General features: G+C 68.5%; 20 protein-coding genes. 16 read left to right on the top strand and 4 right to left on the bottom strand.

Annotated elements, in window-relative coordinates; genetic code table 11:
- The first annotated feature begins 70 nt into the window (after nucleotides 1-70).
- Nucleotides 71-883, top strand: a complete 813-nt coding sequence (locus ACPEES_RS17105; protein ID WP_435104790.1) for an ISL3 family transposase — start codon at nucleotides 71-73, stop codon at nucleotides 881-883.
- A gap of 128 nt (nucleotides 884-1011) precedes the next feature.
- Nucleotides 1012-1467 carry a hypothetical protein gene (locus ACPEES_RS17100; RefSeq protein ID WP_435104788.1) on the top strand — a complete coding sequence of 152 codons (456 nt, stop codon included), beginning with the start codon at nucleotides 1012-1014 and terminating at the stop codon, nucleotides 1465-1467.
- 104 nt (nucleotides 1468-1571) lie between these two features.
- Here the strand turns inward: ACPEES_RS17100 and ACPEES_RS17095 are convergent, their stop codons facing one another.
- Complete coding sequence (locus ACPEES_RS17095) at nucleotides 1572-2087, bottom strand: zinc ribbon-containing protein (RefSeq protein WP_435104787.1); 516 nt, start codon at nucleotides 2085-2087, stop codon at nucleotides 1572-1574.
- 186 nt (nucleotides 2088-2273) lie between these two features.
- Between ACPEES_RS17095 and leuS the strand changes: the two genes are divergently transcribed.
- From leuS to ACPEES_RS17025, 14 genes are all read left to right on the top strand, one after another.
- Nucleotides 2274-4724, top strand: a complete 2451-nt coding sequence (gene leuS, locus ACPEES_RS17090) for a leucine--tRNA ligase (protein WP_435104786.1) — start codon at nucleotides 2274-2276, stop codon at nucleotides 4722-4724.
- The gene (locus ACPEES_RS17085; protein ID WP_435104785.1) at nucleotides 4724-5239 is read left to right on the top strand and encodes an LPS assembly lipoprotein LptE; all 516 of its coding nucleotides are present in this window, start codon (nucleotides 4724-4726) and stop codon (nucleotides 5237-5239) included. Before leuS ends, ACPEES_RS17085 begins: the two co-directional genes overlap by 1 nt.
- A gap of 2 nt (nucleotides 5240-5241) precedes the next feature.
- Nucleotides 5242-6288 carry a DNA polymerase III subunit delta gene (gene holA, locus ACPEES_RS17080; RefSeq protein ID WP_435104784.1) on the top strand — a complete coding sequence of 349 codons (1047 nt, stop codon included), beginning with the start codon at nucleotides 5242-5244 and terminating at the stop codon, nucleotides 6286-6288.
- The gene (locus ACPEES_RS17075) at nucleotides 6285-7568 is read left to right on the top strand and encodes a glutamate-5-semialdehyde dehydrogenase (RefSeq protein ID WP_435104783.1); all 1284 of its coding nucleotides are present in this window, start codon (nucleotides 6285-6287) and stop codon (nucleotides 7566-7568) included. Before holA ends, ACPEES_RS17075 begins: the two co-directional genes overlap by 4 nt.
- Nucleotides 7565-8221 carry a nicotinate-nucleotide adenylyltransferase gene (gene nadD / locus ACPEES_RS17070; protein ID WP_435104782.1) on the top strand — a complete coding sequence of 219 codons (657 nt, stop codon included), beginning with the start codon at nucleotides 7565-7567 and terminating at the stop codon, nucleotides 8219-8221. The genes ACPEES_RS17075 and nadD overlap by 4 nt, the downstream gene beginning before the upstream one ends.
- A 65-nt stretch (nucleotides 8222-8286) precedes the next feature.
- Nucleotides 8287-8652: a ribosome silencing factor gene (rsfS, locus tag ACPEES_RS17065; RefSeq protein WP_435104781.1), complete on the top strand. Its 366-nt coding sequence runs from the start codon at nucleotides 8287-8289 to the stop codon at nucleotides 8650-8652.
- 20 nt (nucleotides 8653-8672) lie between these two features.
- Nucleotides 8673-9140, top strand: coding sequence for a 23S rRNA (pseudouridine(1915)-N(3))-methyltransferase RlmH (rlmH, locus tag ACPEES_RS17060; RefSeq protein ID WP_435104789.1), 468 nt, complete (start codon nucleotides 8673-8675; stop codon nucleotides 9138-9140).
- Nucleotides 9141-9226: 86 nt separating this feature from the next.
- The gene (locus ACPEES_RS17055) at nucleotides 9227-9832 is read left to right on the top strand and encodes a Maf family protein (RefSeq protein ID WP_435104780.1); all 606 of its coding nucleotides are present in this window, start codon (nucleotides 9227-9229) and stop codon (nucleotides 9830-9832) included.
- Nucleotides 9829-11298, top strand: coding sequence for a ribonuclease G (gene rng, locus ACPEES_RS17050; RefSeq protein WP_435104779.1), 1470 nt, complete (start codon nucleotides 9829-9831; stop codon nucleotides 11296-11298). The genes ACPEES_RS17055 and rng overlap by 4 nt, the downstream gene beginning before the upstream one ends.
- Nucleotides 11299-11317: 19 nt before the next feature.
- Nucleotides 11318-15064 carry a YhdP family protein gene (locus tag ACPEES_RS17045; RefSeq protein ID WP_435104778.1) on the top strand — a complete coding sequence of 1249 codons (3747 nt, stop codon included), beginning with the start codon at nucleotides 11318-11320 and terminating at the stop codon, nucleotides 15062-15064.
- A complete protein-coding gene (locus tag ACPEES_RS17040) occupies nucleotides 15030-15947 on the top strand; it encodes a carbon-nitrogen hydrolase family protein (RefSeq protein ID WP_435104777.1) in 918 nt (305 codons plus the stop codon). Before ACPEES_RS17045 ends, ACPEES_RS17040 begins: the two co-directional genes overlap by 35 nt.
- On the top strand, nucleotides 15944-17401 hold the full coding sequence (tldD, locus tag ACPEES_RS17035; protein WP_435104776.1) for a metalloprotease TldD: 1458 nt from the start codon (nucleotides 15944-15946) through the stop codon (nucleotides 17399-17401). Before ACPEES_RS17040 ends, tldD begins: the two co-directional genes overlap by 4 nt.
- 11 nt (nucleotides 17402-17412) lie before the next feature.
- Nucleotides 17413-18762 carry a metalloprotease PmbA gene (gene pmbA, locus ACPEES_RS17030; RefSeq protein ID WP_435104775.1) on the top strand — a complete coding sequence of 450 codons (1350 nt, stop codon included), beginning with the start codon at nucleotides 17413-17415 and terminating at the stop codon, nucleotides 18760-18762.
- An 85-nt stretch (nucleotides 18763-18847) separates the two neighbouring features.
- Complete coding sequence (locus ACPEES_RS17025; protein WP_435104774.1) at nucleotides 18848-19186, top strand: type 1 pili tip component; 339 nt, start codon at nucleotides 18848-18850, stop codon at nucleotides 19184-19186.
- Between the two features lie 79 nt (nucleotides 19187-19265).
- Here ACPEES_RS17025 and ACPEES_RS17020 read toward each other — a convergent pair whose 3' ends face one another.
- Genes ACPEES_RS17020 through ACPEES_RS17010 form a run of 3 tightly spaced genes read right to left on the bottom strand, consistent with a single transcriptional unit; the run spans nucleotide 19266 to nucleotide 20748 of the window.
- Nucleotides 19266-20117 (bottom strand): peptidylprolyl isomerase, encoded by an 852-nt coding sequence (locus ACPEES_RS17020; protein ID WP_435104773.1) that lies wholly within the window; start codon nucleotides 20115-20117, stop codon nucleotides 19266-19268.
- 38 nt (nucleotides 20118-20155) lie between these two features.
- Nucleotides 20156-20452, bottom strand: a complete 297-nt coding sequence (locus ACPEES_RS17015; RefSeq protein WP_435104772.1) for a BolA family protein — start codon at nucleotides 20450-20452, stop codon at nucleotides 20156-20158.
- Nucleotides 20449-20748: a YciI family protein gene (locus ACPEES_RS17010; RefSeq protein ID WP_435104771.1), complete on the bottom strand. Its 300-nt coding sequence runs from the start codon at nucleotides 20746-20748 to the stop codon at nucleotides 20449-20451. The genes ACPEES_RS17015 and ACPEES_RS17010 overlap by 4 nt, the downstream gene beginning before the upstream one ends.
- Nucleotides 20749-20946 lie beyond the last annotated feature (198 nt).

Here is a 20946-nt window from a genome sequence, read left to right as displayed (position 1 = left end):
TCACCCCAGACACACCATCACCGAGCAGCGGACATTTTAGCCCGGGGAAAACCGGACAGCCTCAACCGGGATTGACAAGGACTACAGCGATGTCGCGGCGGTGGGAATCGATGAGACCGCCGCGCGGCGCAGCCAGCACTACATCAGCGTCTTCCACGACCTCGAGCTGCGCCGCGTGCTCTACGCCTGCCCCGGGCGGGATCAGCACACCGTGGCGCGCTTTGCCGAGGACCTGCGCGGCCACGGCGGCGATCCCCGGGCGGTGCGCGCGGCGTGCATCGACATGTCGAAGGCCTACATTGCCGGGGTGAGCAAGTACCTGCCCGGCGCCGAGGTGACCTTCGATGGCTTCCACGTCATCCAGCTCGCCAACGCCGCCGTCGACGCCGTGCGCCGTGCCGAGGTGCGCGAGCAGCCGATCCTCAAGCACACCCGCTGGGTGTGGCTGAAAGACGGCTGGCGCTGGACTCATCGCCAGCTCCAGGACTTCCACAGCCTCTCGCGCACCCAGCTCAAGACCGCCCGCGCCTGGCGGCTCAAACACGCCCTGCGCGAGCTCTACGCCCAGGCGCCACCACGCGAGATCGCCGAGGCCGAGCTCAAGCGCTGGTATAGCTGGGCGCGGCGCTGCCGGCTCGAGCCGTTCAAGCGCCTGGCGCTGACGATCAAGGCGCACTGGACCGGCATCCTCAACGCCTTCGACTCCCGGCTCAACAACGCCGGCGTCGAAGCCACCAACGGGCTCATCCAGGCGGCCAAGGCCCGGGCGCGCGGCTACCGAACCACGCGCAACCTCATCACCATGACCTATCTCATCGGCGCCCGGCTGACCCGTCTGCCGGCCTCCCCGTACACCACAACATCTAGGGCGCAGGTGGCATGAGCGCTGAGGCGGGCTACCCACACGAATCACGAAGGTGCCGCAATTTCGCCACGTGGTCCATATATCAGGCTGGGGCATTCGTTAATTACGCACTGTACCTGGATCCGAAGCTCGCCAGGGCGCATGCGATGCGGGCTCGGATTCAGATGCTCGAGTATGAGTACCGGGAGGCCTGGAAGACACTCAACCAGGCGTACCGGTTGGGCGGTCAGAGCTTTCAGCCGTGGTATCTGATGGGCGTATTGAATCGCTTCTACAAGGAGTACGACCGGGCACGGACGCTTCTTCGTAAGGCCAAAGGATTGGCTCGCCATGACTATCAGACGCGTTGGGTGCTGCAGGCCCTGATGAAGGTCGCAGACGATACGGGTGACGCGGCTGCTGAGGAACGGTTGCACAAGGAGGAGATAGAGTTGTTCCCGCGACGGGCTCACGCTTATGGCAACTACGGTGCTTTCCTGCTGGAGCAGGATCGGTATGAGGATGCCATCGTCCAGCTAGAGAAGGCTCTCTCGATTCACCGTTACCCGATGGCCCTGGAGCAGTTACGCAAGGCACGGCGGCTGGCTGAAGAGCGCGAATAAACCGGCTGGATTGCTCGTGTGCGTGGGGCACGGCCCCGGGCGATTCGAAGGCGCCGGGGCCGTGCGTCGTAGGCTTGGTGTCGATGCGTGCCGTCTCGCCCGTGTTACTGCGTCATCGGCGTACGCCGGTAGACGGTTCCCCGGCATTTCGGGCACGGCGGGATGTGGCCCGCCTTGGTGAAGGTGAGGGTTTCGCCGCAGTCGGTGCAGTGGAGCGCGCCGGGGCCGGCGATTTCGCCGGTGTGGTATTCGGCAGCGCGTTCCAGCCATTGCTGGAACTGGAGCCATTCGAGTCGGGTGCGGTCGGCGACGGAGCTGAACTGGTCCCACAACCAGTTTTCCACCAGCTGAACGTCCATGCGCAGCCACGCATTGAGGTCGGTGTCGTGGCGGGCGGTGTAGTCGGCGGCGTCCTCCAGGTCCCGGCGCAGCGAGGTTGCCACGCGGTCGGCTTCCTCGCGTGTGAGCTCACCGAGCTCCACGGCTCGGTCGCGGGCGTGTTCGAGTGCTTCCCGAACGCGAGGGGTGAATTCGCGTTCCGCGCTCTCCAGGCGATCGCGCAGGCGTTCGAGCATCCGCTCATAACCCTGGATTTCGCGATCACGTTGTTCCTTGCTCATGCTCGAACCTCATCGTCGTCGACCGTGTGCGTGTCTCCGCCAATATGCGCCCGGTGGGCGCACTATCAAACCCTCGTGTGTGGTCTTGCGTGCCCGGATGCAAAGCTGCGCCGGGTCAAGGTATCCTTGCGGTCTTCGCCGGCAACCCATGTCGATACACGCCTAACACTGGACCGTTCAAGCCCGATGGAAGAGACATATCAACCTCAGGTCGTCGAGGCCGAGGCACAGCGGTACTGGGAGCGCAACGACACTTTCAGGGCCGTCGAGCGCCCCGACCGCGAGACGTATTACTGCCTGTCCATGTTCCCGTACCCCAGCGGCAAGCTGCACATGGGGCACGTGCGGAACTACACCATCGGCGACGTGATCGCGCGTTACCAACGCATGCGCGGCCGCAACGTCCTTCAGCCGATGGGGTGGGATGCCTTCGGCCTGCCGGCCGAGAATGCGGCGATGCAGAACAAGGTGCCTCCGGCGAAGTGGACCCGGCAGAACATCGCGCACATGAGGAGCCAGCTCCAGCAGCTCGGCTTCGGCTATGACTGGTCGCGGGAGTTCGCCACTTGTGATCCGGAGTACTACCGCTGGGAGCAGTGGCTGTTCACCCGGCTCTACAAGAAGGGCCTGGTCTACAAGAAGACCGCCACGGTGAACTGGGACCCGGTGGACCAGACCGTGCTCGCCAACGAGCAGGTGATCGACGGCAAGGGCTGGCGCTCCGGCGCGCCGGTGGAGCGCCGCGCGATTCCGCAGTGGTTTCTCAAGATCACCGACTACGCCGAGGAGCTCCTCACCGCTATCGACGAGCTGCCCGGCTGGCCGGAGCAGGTGCGCACCATGCAGCGCAACTGGATCGGCCGCTCCGAGGGCGTGGCGCTGGCGTTCCCGGTGCGCGGGCGTGACGAGCCGTTGCGGGTGTTCACCACCCGCCCGGATACGCTCTACGGCGTGACGTACATGGGTCTGGCGGCTGAGCACCCGCTCGCCGCGGCTGCCGCCGAGAACAATCCGGAGCTGGCCGCCTTCGTCGAGGAGTGCCGCCATACGTCGGTCGCCGAGGCGGACATGGCGACCCTTGAGAAGCGCGGCATGGATACCGGCCTGCGCGCCATTCACCCGCTCACCGGCGACGAGCTCCCCATCTACGTGGCCAATTTCGTGCTCATGGAGTACGGCTCTGGTGCGGTCATGGCGGTTCCGGGGCACGATCAGCGTGACTGGGAGTTCGCCCGTGCCTATGGCCTGCCTATCCGGCAGGTCATCGAGCCCATCGACGGCGAGGCAGACCTGGAGACCGGGGCGTTCACCGCCAAGGGTCGGCTGATCAACTCCGGCGAGTACGACGGGCTGACTTCCGAGGAGGCTTTCGAGCGCCTCGCCGCCCATTTCGAGGCCGAGGGCACCGGCGAGCGCCAGGTGAATTACCGGCTGCGGGACTGGGGCGTCTCGCGCCAGCGCTACTGGGGCGCGCCCATCCCCATGATCTGGTGCGAGCGCTGTGGCGACGTGCCGGTGCCCGACGAGGATCTGCCGGTGCGCCTGCCCGAGGACATCGCCATCGATGGCGGCGGCTCGCCGTTGAAGCGGATGCCCGAGTTCTACCGCACCACCTGCCCGGAGTGTGGTGGCGAGGCCGAGCGCGAGACGGACACGTTCGACACCTTCATGGAGTCGAGCTGGTATTACGCGCGTTTCGCCTGTGCCGACAATCACGAGGCCATGCTCGACGAGCGCGCCGACCACTGGACGCCCGTGGACCAGTACATCGGCGGTATCGAGCACGCCATCCTGCACCTGCTCTACGCGCGCTTCTACCACAAGCTACTGCGCGACGAGGGACTGGTGCATTCCGACGAGCCGTTCGCCAACCTGCTCACCCAGGGCATGGTGCTCAAGGACGGGGCGAAGATGTCCAAGTCCAAGGGCAACACCGTGGACCCGCAGTCACTGGTGGACCGCTTCGGCGCGGATACCGTGCGGCTGTTCACCATGTTCGCCGCGCCGCCGGAGCAGTCCCTGGAGTGGTCGGATTCCGGCGTGGAGGGCGCCTACCGGTTCCTGCGCCGGCTGTGGACCCTCGTCCACGATCACGTGGCCCCCGGTCCGGCGCCGGCGCTGAATACCACGGCCCTTGGCGAGGCGGAGCAGGCGCTGCGGCGCAAGGTGCACGAAACCATCGCCAAGGCGAGCGATGACGTCGGCCGCCGGTTCACTTTCAACACGGCCATTGCGGCGACCATGGAGCTCGCCAACGCGGTGAGCCGTTTCGAAGCGGACGGCGAGCAGGCACGGGCGGTTCGGCAGGAAGCGATCGAGGCCATCGTGCTCATTCTCGCGCCCATCGTGCCGCACATCGCCCACCGCTTGTGGCACGCCCTGGGCCATGACGACGCCATCGTGGATGCGGCGTGGCCGGAGGTGGACGAGGCGGCGCTGGAGCGCGACACCATCGAGCTCGTGGTGCAGGTCAACGGCAAGCTGCGCAGCCGCATCCAGGTGGCCGCCGACGCCGCCAACGATGCCATCGAGGCGCAGGCCCTGGCGGACGAGCACGTTCAGCGGTTCACCGAAGGCAAGTCGGTGAAGAAGGTGATCGTGGTGCCTGGGCGGCTCGTGAACGTGGTGGCGAAGTAGTGCGCCGCGCGGCGTCGTGGATTGTCGTCACCCTGGCGCTCGGGCTGATCGGCGGCTGCGGCTGGCAGTTGCGCGGCGCCGGGGGCGCCGCGCTGGACGGCCGGGCGCTCGCGATCGAGTCGCCCGCGGACACGGCCGTGCTCGTGCGGACCGTTCGCCGTGAGCTCGCCACCCTGGGCGCGGAGACGGTGGCCCCCGAGCGGGCCGAGCAGGTGCTGGTGCTGCTTGGTGAGCGGACCCGCCGCCGGGTTCTGGCCGAGGACGACCGCGGCCATGCCACCGAGTACGAGCTCGGCTATACCCTGAGCTATCGGCTGGCCGATGCCGGCGGCAAGGTGGTCCGCAGCCGCGAGGTGGCCACCGCCGAGGGCAGCTATCGCGCCAGCGGCGACGACGCCCTCGCCGAGCAGTCCCGGCGCGAGCGGCTTACCGATGAGCTGCGTGCCGAAGCCGTGCGATTGATGCTGGCCCGCGTGGCGGCGGTTGCTCCGGACGCGGCCCCCCCGGAGCCATAGGCATGGCCGAGCTTCGGCCCGAGCAGCTCAGCGGCCATCTCCGCAAGGGGCTGGCGCCTGTTTACCTGCTCACTGGCGAGGAGCCCCTGCTCGTCGAGGAGGCGCTCGCCGAGATCCGCGCGGCCGCCCGGCGCGACGGTTACGATGAGCGCGAGGTGCTTCACGCGGACAGCGGCTTCGAGTGGGGGCGGTTGCGGGAGGCTGCACAGAGCCTGTCGCTGTTCAGCGCCCGCCGGCTCGTGGAGCTGCGCCTACCGGATGCCAAGCCCGGACGCGAGGGCGGCAGTGCCCTGCAGGAGTATGCCTCGCGTCCGCCGGAGGACACCGTCCTGGTGGTGGTATGCGGTCGGCTCGATCCGCGCCAGCGCAAGACCGCCTGGGTGCGCGCTCTCGCGGGCGCCGGCGTGCACATGCATGCCTGGCCCGTGCTGCCCGGGCAGCTCCCCGGATGGCTTGCCCGCCGGCTGAAGGCCCGTGGGCTGGAGGCCGATCGCGACGCGGTGGGGCTGCTCGCCGAGCGCGCCGAGGGCAATCTGCTCGCGGCCGCGCAGGAGATCGAGAAGCTGGCCCTGATCTGTGGCGAGGGCCGCGTGAGCGAGGCCGAAGTGCGCGATGCGGTGGGCGACAGCGCCCGTTTCGTCACCTTCGACCTGGCGCGTGCGGTCGCCGGCGGTGACGTTGCCCGGGTATGGCGGATCTGCGATGCCCTGCGCGAGGAAGACGAAGAGCCCGTGCTCACCCTGGGCGTGCTGGCACGCACGCTGCGCGTGCTCGTCGAGCTCCAGGCCGCCCATGCCGAGGGGGGGAGTCCGGACGCCGCATTCCGCCGCCACCGGATCCGCAAGTCGGAGCAGGCGGCGCTGTGGCAGGCGGCCGTCCGGGTGCCCGCCGGTCACTGGCAGCGGCTGCTCGTGGAGGCCGGCCGGGTCGACCGGGTTATCAAGGGGGCGGCACGCGGGCGCGCGTGGGATGAGCTGTTACAATTGGCCATCGACATGGCGAGATTGGCCGGCCGTGCGGCCGGTGCAGGGAGTGGTAGACGGACATGAGTGCTCGCGCCGACGAGACGATTACCGACGTTGCAGGCTATGTAAGGGGGCTGGGTGAGGCCGCCCGGCGGGCAGGCCGCGAGCTCGCGCGCAGCGAGGCTGGCGTGCGCAATGCCGCGCTGCACGCTATCGCCGATGCGATCGGCGCGGCGCGGGAGACGCTGCAGCAAGCCAATGCCCGCGATCTGGAGGCGGGGCGTGCCAACGGTCTGGACGCCGCGCTGCTCGACCGCCTGGAGCTCACCGACGCCCGCATCGAGGCCATGGCGCAGGGGCTGCGTCAGATTGCGGGCCTGCCCGACCCCGTGGGTGCGATGCGCGAGGTCAACGCCATGCCGTCGGGGATCCGCGTCGGGCGTATGCGCGTGCCGCTGGGTGTGGTGGGGATTATCTACGAGTCCCGCCCCAACGTGACCGCCGACGCGGCCGCGCTGTGCCTGAAATCGGGCAACGCCACGATTCTGCGTGGTGGCTCCGAGGCAATCCACTCCAATCAGGCCATTGCCGCATGCATCCGCGAAGGGCTCGCAGCGGCGGGGTTGCCCGGCGAGGCGGTGCAGGTGGTGGGTACCACCGACCGTGCCGCAGTCGGGGCGCTCATCACCATGGACGAGTACGTGGACGTGCTCGTACCCCGAGGCGGCAAGGGGCTCATCGAGCGGATCATGCGTGAGGCGACGGTGCCCATGATCAAGCATCTTGACGGCGTCTGCCACGTCTACCTGGACGCCCACGCGGACCCGGAAAAGGCGGAGCGCGTGGCGTTCAACGCCAAGACCCAGCGCTACGGTACCTGCAACACCATGGAGACGCTGCTGGTGGACGCCGCCGTGGCCGAGTCCATGCTGCCGCTACTTGCCGGACGTTTTCGCGAGGCGGGCGTGACGCTGCGGGGCTGTGACCGTACCCGGGCGCTGCTGCCCGACGCTGAGGCTGCCACGGAAGCCGACTGGGCCGAGGAGTACCTTGCGCCGATACTCGCCGTGCGGGTGGTGGACGGGCTGGATGAGGCCATCGACCACATCGAGCGCTACGGCTCGCACCACACGGATGCCATCGTTACCGAGAGCTGGACCAACGGGCAGCGTTTCCTGCGCGAGGTGGATTCGGCCTCGGTGATGGTCAATGCTTCCACTCGTTTCGCCGATGGCTTCGAGTACGGCCTCGGCGCCGAGATAGGCATCAGCACCGACAAGCTCCATGCCCGTGGCCCCGTCGGTCTGGAAGGGCTCACCACGGAGAAGTACGTGGTCTTCGGCGACGGCCATATTCGCGAATGATGCCCCGGCAGGCACCCATCGGCATCCTGGGCGGGACGTTCGATCCCGTCCATTTCGGCCACCTGCGTCCGGCGGTCGAGCTGCTCCAACACCTCGGTCTCGCCGAGGTGCGCCTGGTGCCGGGGCGCGTGCCGCCACACCGACCACCGCCGCGGGTCGGTCCCGGCCAGCGGCTCGCCGTGTTGCGCGAGGCCGTCGCCGAGCTGCCCGGTCTGCGTGTGGACGATCGTGAGCTTCACCGGGATGGCCCTTCGTTCACGGTGGACACCCTTTGCAGCCTGCGCCAGGAGCTCGGCGATCGCCCGCTGTGCTTTGCCCTCGGCACCGACGCCTTTCTCGGCCTGCCGCGCTGGCACCGTTGGGAGACGCTCATCGACTACGCGCACCTGGTGGTCATGGAACGGCCCGGTCATCCGACGCGGGTTTCCGGTGCGTTCGCGCAGTGGCTGGAGGCGCGCCGCACCCGGGATCCCTATGATCTGCGCGCACGCCCGGCCGGACAGGTGTATTTTCTCCCGGTCACGCAACTGGATATCTCCGCCACCGGCGTACGCCGGCTTCTGGCGCGGGGCGAGTCCGCCCGCTGCCTCATGCCGGAGCGCGCCTGGCGGGAGCTGGCCGGAAGGGGCTGGTACGGCTACCCGCAGGTATGACGCGGCGCCGGGCGGCGCTGCACAGACAACGCTCCCCGTGGGGAGAGGAGGACGACGACAGACCCATGTCCGAACAGCCGATGCAACCGGAGGCCGTCCGCCAGCTCGTGGTGGATGCGGTGGAGGACATGAAGGCCGAGGCGGTAACCGTCCTCGACGTGCGCGGGCGCACCGCCATCACCGACTTCATGGTCTTCGCCAGTGGCACTTCCCGCCGTCACCTGCGCAGCATCGCCGATCGCGTGGTGGAATTCGCCAAGGCTGCCGACCTCCAGCCCCTGGGTGTCGAGGGTGAGGACAGCTCAGGCTGGATCCTCGTCGATCTCGGCGACGCGGTCGTGCATGTCATGCTGCCGGAGGTGCGGGATTTCTACCGCCTGGAGCACATCTGGGCGGTGGACGACGATGACGAGGCGGATACCGCCGAATGACGCGCTGAGGTTCTGCCGCCATCAAGCTTCGCATCATTGCGGTGGGGCAGCGTATGCCCGCCTGGGTGGCGGACGGCTACCGGGAGTTCGCGGGCCGAATGCCCCGGGAGCTGACCATGGAGCTCGTCGAGATCGCCGCTAGCCGCGCCCGGCGTGCCGGCGACGTCGACAGAGCCCGCGAGGAAGAGGGTGAGCGCCTGCTCACCGCCGCCGGTGAGGCGCGGGTGGTCGCACTGGACGAGGGTGGACGCAGCCTTGCCACCCGGGCGCTGGCCGAGCGGCTCGACGGGTGGATGATGGACGGGCGCGACGTGGCCCTGCTCGTGGGCGGCGCCGACGGCCTCTCCCGTGCCTGCCGCCAGCGCGCGGAGCTCGTATGGTCGCTTTCACCGCTGACCTTCCCCCACATGCTCGTGCGCGTGATCCTCGCCGAGCAGCTTTACCGCGCCTGGACGGTTATCAGGAATCATCCCTATCATCGTGATTAAAAGGGGTGTGCCGTGTGGCCGCGTCGGGTCCGCCCCGGCGCCCCGCGATGCGCCGCGGTAGCAAACCACAACCGGAGAGGATGGGCATGGAGCCGCAGGCCAACGCCGCGATCTATCTGGCATCCGAATCACCGCGCCGGCGCGAGCTGCTCGACCAGCTCGGGGTGCGTTACGATATCGTTTCCCAGGACGTCGACGAGGTACTGGAGCCCGGCGAGAGTCCCGAGGTCTTCGTCCTGCGCCTGGCACTGGAGAAGGCCCGTGCCGGGCTCGCCAATTCGCCGGGTGATCGTCCCGTGCTGGGGGCGGATACCGTCGTGGTGCTCGACGAGGAAGTCCTCGGCAAGCCGGATGATGAAGGCGAAGCGCTGGATATGCTCGAGCGACTGTCCGGCCAGTGCCATCGGGTACTCACCGGCGTCGCGCTGGTGAGCGACGAGAACGAGGCGACCCGGCTGTCGGTGAGCCACGTGACTTTCCGCACGCTCGCCCCGGAGGAGCGCGAGGCCTACTGGGCCAGCGGCGAACCGGTGGGCAAGGCCGGTGCCTACGCCATCCAGGGGCGCGGCGGGGTGTTCGTGGAGCATCTCGACGGCAGTTATTCCGGCGTCATGGGGCTGCCGCTGTTCGAGACCGGCGATCTGCTCGGCGAGTTCGGGGTGGACTACCTCTCGGGCTGGCGGCACTCGTGAGCCAGGAGATCCTGATCAACGTCACGCCGCGGGAGACGCGGGTGGCTCTGGTGGAGAACGGCTCGCTACAGGAGCTCTACATCGAGCGGGCCCGCCGGCGGGGGCTGGTGGGCAACATCTACAAGGGCCAGGTTTCCCGGGTGCTGCCCGGGATGCAGGCGGCGTTCATCGACGCCGGCCTGGCCCGGACCGCCTTCCTTCACGCCTCTGATATCGCCCGCACCGATGAGGCGCTGGAGGAGGAGCCGGGCGCTCCCGAGATCACCCGGCTGCTCAAGGAACAGCAGTCGGTGCTGGTGCAGGTGATCAAGGACCCCATTGGCACCAAGGGCGCACGGCTGACCACGCATATCACGGTCCCCTCGCGCTACATGGTGCTGCTGCCGGACAATCCGACCGTGGGCATTTCCACGCGCATCGAGGACGACGGTGAGCGCGCCCGGCTGCGCGCCATCGGCGAATCCTTTCTCGAGGAGGAGGACGCCGGCGGTAACGGCTTCATCATGCGCACGGCCGCTGAAGGCGCCAGTGAGGAGGCGTTGTGGCGGGACCGCGATCTGCTGCTCAAGCTCTGGCAGTCCATCCGTCTGCGCTCGGCCACCGCGCAGCCGGGCACGCTCGTGCACGGCGACCTGCCGCTGGTGTTGCGCGCGCTACGCGACCTGATCGCCGACGGTGTGGAGAAGGTGCGCGTGGATTCCCGCGAGAATTACGAGAAGGTGGTGAGCTTCGCCCGCCAGTTCCTGCCGCAGATCGCCCCCTGCATCGAGTACTATCCCGGCGAGCGCCCGATCTTCGACCTCTACGGCATCGAGGACGAAATCCAGAAGGCCCTGGACCGGCGCGTGCATCTCAAATCCGGTGGCTATCTGATCGTCGACCAGACCGAGGCGATGACCACCATCGACGTGAATACCGGCGGCTACGTCGGGCACCGCACGCTCGAGGAGACGATCTTCAAGACCAACCTGGAGGCGGCCCAGGCCATCGCGCGCCAGCTTCGCCTGCGAAACCTCGGCGGGATCATCATCATCGACTTCATCGACATGGAGGAGGCCGAGCACAAACGTCAGGTGTTGCGTGCGCTGGAGAAGGCGCTGGAGCGAGACCACGCCAAGACCCAGATAAGCGGCGTCTCCGCCCTGGGGCTGGTGGAGATGACCCGCAAGCGCACCCGCGAATCCCTGGAGCACGTTCTCTGCGAGCCCTGCCCGACCTGTGAAGGTCGCGGTACACTCAAGACAGCGGAGACCGTCTGCTACGAGATTTCGCGCGAGATTCTGCGTGAGGCCCGCCAGTATGACGTTCAGCGGTTGCTCGTCCTGGCCGCGCAGGAGGTGGTGGATCTGCTGCTCGACGAGGAGAGCGACAGCTTTGCCGAGCTCGAAGAGTTCATCGGCAAGCCCATCGAGTTCCAGGCCGAACCGCTCTATACCCAGGAGCAGTTCGACGTCGTCCTGATGTAGCTCCGCCGGAGGTCGCCTTGTGTCGGGTAAGCGTGTAGCCAGCCTCACGCTGTATCTCTCGGCCATCGTCCTCGCGTTCGTGGCCGTGGCAGGGCTCGGCCTGCGCTGGGCGGTCAGCCACGCCGAGCGTTTCCGCGAGCCACTGGCTGCGATGGTCGCCGAGCGTCTCGGCACGGACGTGAGTGTCGGCGCTGTCGACGGTCGCGTGCGCGGGTGGCGGCCGGAGCTCGATCTTCATGATGTGGTCATCGGCTCCGGCGATGCGCGCCTGAGCCTTCCCCGCGTCACCATCACGGTGGCGCCGTGGGCGTCGTTGCGTACGGCAACGGTGCGCGTCGGGCGCCTGACTGCCGAAGGTGCCGCACTCACGGTCCGGCACGGCGACGGGGTTCTGTGGACCGGGCCGGGCGATGCCGGCGCCGGCCTGTCCCTGCAGGCCCTGCCCGAACGGTTTGCGCTACGTAACGGGGTGGTGCGGCTGACCGGCGGGCCGGATCGCCGACGCCTGACACTGACGGATGTGGATGCGGATATCACCCGGCATGACGACGGCGAAATCGCCATCGCCGCCCGTGCCAGCGCGCCTGACGTCGTCGAAGGCAACGTTACCATCCGCTACCGGGGCGGCACCGGGGCGGGTGCCGGGCGCAGCTACCTGAATGCCCGGCGTGTGCGGCTGGGCGCGCTCGCGGGCTGGCTGCCCGAGCGTGTACGCCCCCGGGGGCTGGCGGGCAACGCGGACGTGGAGTTGTGGACGCGCTACAGCAATGGCCGTCTGCGGGACGTGCGGGCGTCGGTAAGCGCCGAGAACATGACCCTGCACGGTGTCACGGCGAACGCCCTGTCCGGGCGCGCCCGATGGCGTCCGGCGAGCGAGGGTTGGCGGCTCGATGTCCGGGGCTGGCAGTGGCGCACGGCCGATAGCGTCGGGCGCATCGACGCGCTTGCCGTGGCCGGTGACGAGCGCGGCTGGCGGCTGGCGGCGCCCGCGCTCAATGTCGCGCCGCTGCGTGCGCTCGCCTTGTCGGTGCCCGCCTTGCCCGCCCAGTGGGCGCAGCCGCTCGGGGCCTTGCGCGCCGGCGGCTCTCTGCGGCAGGTGCGCGCCGCCGTGGCTGGCGAGCAGTGGCGCGCGACGGCTCGACTGGCGGATATCGCCATCGCCGCCCGTGGCAAGTGGCCCGGTTTCGGCGGGCTCAGCGGTACCGTCACCGCCGGTGACCGGGGCGGGCATTTCACCCTCGAGGCGAAGGATTCGGCGCTCGACCTTCCTTGGCTTTTCCGTGAGCCGTTGCCCTACGATCGGCTGACCGCCTCGGGCACATGGCGCCACCGGGATGACGGACTGTGGCGCGTCGCCGCGTCCAGTGTGCGTGTCGCTTCCCCGGACGGCCGCCTGCGTGGCCGCGCGGCGGCATGGTTCGGCGTGCCGGATGGCCCCTTCCTCGATATCGCCGCAGCGCTCGACAACGGCGATGGCCGTCACGCGAGCCGCTATTACCCCGCCGGTGTGATGCCCGACAAGCTCGTGGGCTGGCTGGATCAGGCCATCGGTGGTGGCCATGCCCCGCATGCCGAGGCGCTCGTCTACGGTCCGGCGAGGCGCTTCCCCTTCCGTGGTGGCGAAGGCCACTTTCACATTCGCGGCCGGGCCGAAGATGTTCCGTTCTCGTACCGTCCTGACTGGCCCGCGGTCAGCGACGCGAGCGGATGGCTCGAGTTCGAGAATGAGAGCATGCATATCCAGGCCGACGCCGGTCACATTTTCGGCGTGACGTTGGCCGGTGGCGAGGCGCGCATTGCAGAGCTCGAGCACGACCCGGTGCTGAATGTCGATCTCCGGGCCCGTGGGCCCACCAACGACATGCTGCGCTACCTGCGTGAATCCCCGCTGGGCGGCAAGGCGCCGCCGCTGTTCGATGCCCTGCGTATCGACGACGACGCGCCGTTGTCCCTCGCTTTGGAGGTTCCGCTGAAACGCGCGGAGAACACCCGCGTGGATGGGGCGGTGACGCTCGATAGTGCCGGGGTGTCCCTGGAGGGCCATCCCTACAGTGCTCAAGCGGTGGGCGGGCGCGTGACCTTCAGCGAGCGCGGGTTCGCATGGGAGGATCTGCGTGGCCGGTTCGCAGGTGAGCCTTGGGTGAGCCGCGCGCGCACGGAAGCGGGAAGCAATGGCGCGCGTATCGTCGTCGACGGCCATTTCTCCGCGGGCGTCGACGATCTTCTGCCGCAGGCCGGAGAACAGACCGCGGCGGTGGATGGCGAGACCCAGTGGCTGGTTCAGGTGGATGCGCCAGGTTTTCCCCCCCATGGCAGATCCGGCCCCGTACGGATCAATGTGGACTCGGATCTGCGGGGGCTGGCGCTGGATTTGCCCGACGCCTGGGGCAAGAGCGGCGACGAGGCGCTGTCCCTGGGTATCGAGGCGACCGTCGACGGCAGCGGTTTCGTCGAGCCCGTACGGGCGAGGCTTGGCGACCGGGCGGATCTGCGCGTCGATGTCGCCGGCGACACGCTACGGCGTCTCGCCGTCGGGCTCGGGGGCGTCGCCGCCCCGGATCTGTTGCAGGGCCCGGGCACTGTGGTCCGCGGCCAGCTCCAGCGGTTGCCGTGGGCGTGGATCACGCCGGACGGTGGCGGCCGAGGGGCGGAACCGGCGTGGCTGCCACTGGTACGTGAAGTCGATCTGAACGTGGGCCGGATAGGTCTCGGCGGCTACAGCGTGGGGGAAGCGGCGGTCAGCGCCCGGCGCGACGGCGGGGGCTGGCAGGTTACGCTGCAGGGGCCGGATATCGCCGGCACGCTGCGGGTGCCGGAGCGCGATGATGCGGATCGGCCCGTTGAGGCGAACCTTCAGCACGTGCACCTGCATTCGGCCGGTCAGAGTGGTGACGATGAGCCTGGGGTTTTCGCGGCCGAGCGCCTGCCTTCGCTGGCGCTGACTGCGGAATCGGTGCAAGTGGATGGTCGCGCGCTGGGCCGGCTGTCGCTGCGAACACATGGCGACGGGCCGCAGGCGCGCCTGGAGCAGCTCGAGCTCCGCAACCCCGAGCTGTCCCTGAGTGCCGAGGGTGCACGCGGTAAGGACGGTCGCAGCCAACTGCACGTCGAGGCCCGGAGCCCGGACGCGGGGGCGGCGCTGACGCGGCTGGGGTTCCCCGATCTGCTTCGCGGCGGCAACGGTACGCTGAACGCGGAGCTGTCTTGGCCCGGTGCCCTCACGGCCCCCACACCGGTAGGCTTGAACGGACAGGTGATGCTGACGGTGACCGACGGCGTGCTGCCCGCGGTGGAGCCGGGCGCCGGGCGGTTGCTCGGGTTGCTGAGCGTGGCGTTGTTGCCGCGACGCCTGCTCCTGGACTTCTCCGATGTCACCAATGAGGGGCTGGTGTTCGACCATCTGGTGGCGAACCTGCAGGCCAGTGACGGGGTCCTACAACCGGAGGCGTTCTTCCTGGAAGGGCCGGCCGGGCGTATCGATGTGGCCGGCTCGGTGGATCTGGTGGCCGAACGGTTGGATCAGACGGTGACGGTGACCCCGAACATCTCCTCGACACTGCCGCTGCTCGGCCTCGCCGGCGGTCCGCAGACGGCGATTCTGGTGTTTCTCGCCGAGCGGCTGTTCGGCGGTGGCGTCGATAGGCTGTCGCGTTATCGCTATCGCGTGACCGGTTCCATCGACGATCCACGGGTCGAGCCGCTTGGCCTGGAACGGTCCCCGGCGACGGAGGATGAGGATGACGCATCACCGCTTCACCGTCGTTGAAATGACATCGGGCGACGATGTCGACACCAACCTCGGTGCCGCCGACGAGGCGCTGGCGCGCGCGGCTGCCGCCGGTGCCGTGTTGGCTGTGCTGCCGGAGAACTTCGCGTTTCTCGGCGCCGACGAGCAAGCCAAGATGGCGGTGGCCGAGGCCGACGGGGAGGGGCCCTTGCAACAGTGGCTGGCCGCGGCCGCTTTGCGTCACCGCCTGTGGCTCGTGGGCGGAACCATACCGCTGCGGGCCAGCGCACCGGGGAAAGTGCGCGCCGCCTGTCTCGTCCATGACCCTTCGGGGCGTCGCCGGGCGCGCTACGACAAGCTGCATCTCTTCGACGTGAGCCTCGGGGGCGGCGAGGGCTACCGCGAGTCGCGAACTTTCGAGGCGGGTGAAGCCCTGGCGTGGGTGGATACGCCCTGCGGCCGGCTGGGGCTGGCGGTCTGTTACGATGTCCGGTTTCCCGAGCTTTTTCGGGCGCTGGCGGACGCCGGCTGCGAGCTGGTGGCGCTGCCGTCGGCCTTCACGGCCACCACCGGTGCCGCGCACTGGGAGACGCTGGTACGCGCCCGCGCCATCGAGAACGGCGTGTGGATGCTCGCCCCCGGGCAGGTGGGCGAGCATCCGGGCGGCCGGCGGACCTGGGGACACAGCCTGATCGTCGACCCCTGGGGACGGGTGTCGGCCGAAGGCGATGGCCCCGGGCCGGTGTCGGCCGACTGGCAGGCGGACGCGGTGGCCACCGCACGGGAGCGGATTCCGGCACTGGCGCACCGGCGCCCGGAGATTTACCAAGGGGCGGTGGACGCGGGGTGCGAAGCCCACGACAGCGTCCCGGCACACCAGCCGACGGCCCGGTGGCCGGACGGTAGCGGAGGTGAACGATGAGCACCGAGGTCATGGAGCGTAACCTGGGGCTGGCCCGGCAGCATCTGCTGGAGCCGGCGGGACTGACCGAAGGGGACCTGGACCGAGTCTTCGGCCAGTTGATGGCGCCGGGCGTCGACGCCGCGGATCTCTACTTTCAGCAGCGCCGCAGCGAATCCTGGGTGCTGGAGGACGGGATCATCAAGGACGGTAGCCGGAATCTGGACCAGGGCGTGGGCGTACGCGCCATGAGCGGGGAACAGACCGGCTTCGCCTACTCCGACGAGATCGTGATGCCGGCGTTGCTCGAGGCGTCCGATGCTGCCCGCGCCATAGCCCGTCACGGTGAGACCGGGCGCGTGCAGGCGTGGCAGGCCGCCTCCGGCCGGGCATTGTACGAGCCGGTCAACCCGCTGGCGACGCTGAGTGCTGACGAGAAGGTGGACCTGCTGCGCCGCCTCGACGCCGAAGCGCGCCGGCAGGACCCACGCGTCGAGCAGGTGATCGTCAGCCTCGTCGGCGTGCACGACGTGGTGCTGGTGGCGGGCGCCGATGGCCGTCTGGCGGCGGACGTACGGCCCATGGTGCGGCTCAACGTCACCGTTCTGGCCGAGGACGGTGGCCGCCGGGAGAGTGGCAGTTCCGGTGGCGGCGGCCGCAGTGGCTACGAGGTTTTTCTGGACGACGACTCGGTTCTCCACCACGCACACGAGGCGGTGCGTCTGGCGCTGCTCAAGCTCGACGCGGTCGAGGCGCCAGCCGGAACGATGCCGGTGGTGCTCGGTCCAGGGTGGCCCGGGGTGCTGCTGCACGAGGCGGTGGGCCATGGGCTCGAAGGGGACTTCAATCGCAAGGGTACCTCCGCGTTTGCCGGGCGCATCGGCGAGCGCGTCGCCTCACCGTTGTGCACGGTGGTGGACGACGGCACGATGCCCGGGCGGCGCGGTTCGCTCAACGTGGACGATGAAGGCAATCCCAGCCAGTACAACGTGCTCATCGAGCGCGGTGTGCTCAAGGGCTACATGCAGGACAGCCTCAACGCGCGACTGATGGGGGCCGCGCCCACGGGCAACGGACGGCGGGAGTCCTACGCGCACCTGCCCATGCCGCGCATGACCAACACCTACATGCTCGCCGGCCCCCACGATCCCGGGGAGATCATCGCGTCAGTGGACCGCGGGCTCTACGCGGTCAACTTCGGCGGCGGCCAGGTGGATATCACCTCCGGCAAGTTCGTCTTCTCCGCGAGTGAGGCCTACCTCATCGAGGGGGGCAAGGTGACACGCCCGGTCAAGGGCGCCACGCTGATCGGCAACGGCCCGGACGTGCTCACGCGTGTGTCCATGGTGGGCAACGACCTGGCACTGGACGGCGGCATCGGTACCTGTGGCAAGGATGGGCAGAGCGTACCTGTCGGCGTCGGCCAGCCCACGCTGAAGGTGGACGCGCTCACTGTCGGGGGAACGCAGGCATGAAGGAGCGGCAGATGACGCAGACGAGCAGCGGCCGCGGGCTGCCGTCAGTGGCGGAGCTCACGGCCCTGGTGGAGCAGGCGCTCGCCGAGGCGGGGCGCCAGGGTGCCACGGCGGCCGAAGTGGCGGCGACCGCAAGCCAGGGCCTGTCCGCCAAAGTCCGCCAGGGCGAGGTGGACACCCTGGAGCACATGCGCGACCGGGGCCTCGCCGTGAGCGTGTATTTCGGTCAGCGAAAGGGCGAGGCCAGCTCCGCTGACTACACGCACGCGGCGATCGGGGAGACGGTGCAGGCAGCGTGCGAGATTGCCAGGCACACGTCCGAGGATCCCTGTGCGGGGCTCGCCGACGCCGAGCTCATGGCCCGGAATGTGCCAGAGCTGGACCTGTATCACCCCTGGGCGTTGTCTGCCGACGCTGCCATCGAGCTGGCGCGCGAGACGGAAGCCGCTGCTCTGGCGGTGGATCCACGGCTCACCAACTCCGAAGGCGCGGAGGTCTCCACGGGGGAAGGCGTTCGAGTCTACGGCAACACCCAAGGCTTTGTCGGCGGATTCCCCGCCAGCCAGCACAGCCTGAGCTGTGTTGTGCTCGGCAGCGAAGGCGACGCCATGCAGCGGGATTTCTGGTATACGGCCGCGCGTGCCCCGGAGTGGCTGCAGGCCGCCGCTGAGGTGGGCCGCGAGGCAGGGCGTCGCACAGCCGCGCGGCTGGGCGCCAGACGGCTGTCGACCCGGCGGGTGCCGGTGATCTTCGACCCGGCCATGGCGCGGGGGCTGGTTGGGCACTTCGTGGGAGCGATTTCCGGAGGCAACCTCTACCGTCGTGCCTCCTTCCTGGTGGACCATCTCGGCGAACGGGTCTTTCCGGAAGGTTTCGCGATCCGCGAGGAGCCCCATCTGCCCGGGGCGCTCGGGAGCGCGCCCTTCGACGGCGAGGGTGTCGCCACGCGCGAGCGCGACCTGGTGGCCGACGGCATCCTCCAGGGCTACGTGCTGTCCAGCTATTCCGCGCGCAAGCTCGGCATGCAGACGACGGCCAATGCCGGCGGCGTGCACAACCTCACCGTGGAGCCGGGTGAGCGCGGACTCGATGAGCTGATCGCCGACATCGGCGAGGGCCTGCTGGTTACTCAGCTCATGGGCCAGGGCGTGAATACCGTGACCGGTGACTATTCGCGCGGCGCGGCCGGTTTCTGGATCGAGGGCGGTGAAATCGCTTATCCGGTGGAGGAAATCACCATTGCCGGCAATCTCGCCGAGATGTTCCGCAGTATCACTGCCGTGGGTCGGGACGTGGATACCCGTGGCAGTATCCGCACCGGCTCGCTGGTGGTGGAGGGCATGACGGTGGCCGGCGAATAGACGCTCTTGTAGTCGCACCGCCGTGGTGCCATGTTGATGGGGAAGCTTGAACGTTAACGTTGGCGCGAGTCGCGAGGGAAGCTATATGAGGCTGCGTGATCTGCTCGAAACCTGGCAGGAGTCCGCTGGCGAGCGTCGGACGCCGCAACAGTACTGCGTGCGGTTGCCGGTGCACGATGCCGCCAAGCTGGCGGCACTGGCGGAAATGTACCCGGGACGATCACAGGAGCAGATCATCACCGACCTGCTCTCGACGGCGCTCGACGAGATCGAGGTGGCCTTTCCCTATGTGCAGGGCTCGGAGGTCGTCTCCGAAGACGAGCAGGGCGACCCTATCTATGCGGATGCCGGCCTCACACCGCGTTTTCAGCAGCTCACCCGTGAGCATCTCAAACGTCTGGAGGACGAGACCGCGAACGCCTGATCGGCGTGGCCACATGGATGCGACGACGGCGGCCGCAGGGGCCGCCGTCGTCGTTTGGGCGGGTTAGGCAAGGGGCGCGTCAGCCTTCCTCACCGCCGTTGCCGTCCTCGGAGGACGGTTCCTCGGCCCAGTCGGCCTGGTAGTCGATGTCCGCCTCGTTGCGCAGGTCGTCGACGAGCGCCTGGATTTTCTCGCGGGTGAGCTGACTCTCGATGTCCCCGCGCACCTCGTCGAGTTTCGGCGGCTCGGCCTTGCGGGTGTCGTCGAGCTGGATGACGTGCCAGCCGAAGCGGGTCTTCACAGGCTCGCCGCTGTAGGCGCCTTTGTCCATGGACTTCAGCGCCTCGCCGAAGGCCGGGACCATCTGGTCGAGTCCGAACCAGCCGAGATCGCCGCCCTTCTTGCCGCTGGGGCCGGTGGAATGCTCCTTGGCGAGCGCGGCGAAGTCCGCGCCTTCGTCGAGCTGGGTGATGAGGTCCTTGGCAGTATCCTCGTCCTCCACGAGGATATGGCGGGCCTTGAACTCCTTGCCGCCGCTCTGATCGGCGTACTGCTCGTCGTAGGCCTCCTGAACCGCGTCGTCGGAGATGCCTTCCTCGGCGACCTTCTGGATCAGGCTACGGGCGAGAATGGCGCGCCGGGTGTTCTCGAGCTGGGCGACGACGGTGGGATCGTCGGTGAGCCCCCGCTCCTTCGCCGCTTGGGCGAGAAGTTGCAAGTCCACCATCTGCTGGAGGAACTGGCGCTTCTGCGCCGGCGGCAGCTGGCCGCCGCGCCCCTGGGTGCGTTCGCTGAGCGCCTGGCTGAATTCGGTGTCGGTAAGAACCTCCTTGTTCACGGTGACCACCGGCTCACCGGGGTCGGCGGCCTGGGCGCCGCTCAGGCTGGCCGCCAGGGCCAGGCTCGCTCCGACGATGAGATGCCTTTTCATGCTCTCTCCCTGTCCAATCAATTGGATGTCAGTTGGGGTCAACCCTCGCCGGCGTCGGCGTTCGCCTCGGCCGGAGTGAGGGCACGAATGCTCAGGGCGTGGATGACATCGGCACGCATCGCATCGCCCATGGCCGCGTAGACCATCCGGTGCCGGGCAATGGTTCCCTTTCCGGCGAAATCCGGGCTGACCACGCGTACGCGAAAATGGCCGCCGCCCGCGCGCGCTCCCGCATGGCCGCGGTGACGATGGCTGTCGTCGACGATCTCCAGATCGTCGACGGTCATTGCCGCCCGCAGCCGGCTCTCGATCATCGCGGGACGATCCTCGTTCATGGCAGCACGCGTTTGAACGGTTTCACGGTAACGCAGCGGTAGACCCCGGCGGCCACGTAGGGGTCGGCGTCGGCCCAGGCCTGCGCCGCGTCCAGGGACTCGAACTCCGCGATTACCAGGCTTCCGGTGAAACCCGCCGGGCCCGGATCCTCGCTGTCGATGGCCGGCAACGGCCCGGCGAGCAGCAAGCGGCCTTCTTCGCGCAGGGTTTCCAGGCGCGCCAGATGATCGGCTCTTACCGGTTGCCGCAGTGGCAGGCTGTCCTCGACGTCTTCGCTCCAGATCGCGTAGTACATGGCTCGCTCCTGAGAAAATGCTGCCGACTCTACGAGGCGCCCGGATGCGTGGCAAGTTCGAGCCGCAAGTTCCAGGTTCCGAGCCCCGACTGCCAACAGCTTCGAGTCCCGCCACTCAGCCGCGATCGCTTCGCGCATGGTTCATGCCGGCATTCGACGCGCCCGTGGACACATGATCACTGACGCTGGACCGTGCCC

Source organism: Arhodomonas sp. AD133 (assembly GCF_051195215.1).
In the GTDB taxonomy this organism is placed as follows: Bacteria; Pseudomonadota; Gammaproteobacteria; order Nitrococcales; family Nitrococcaceae; genus Arhodomonas.
This window is presented reverse-complemented; position numbering and strand designations above follow the sequence as displayed.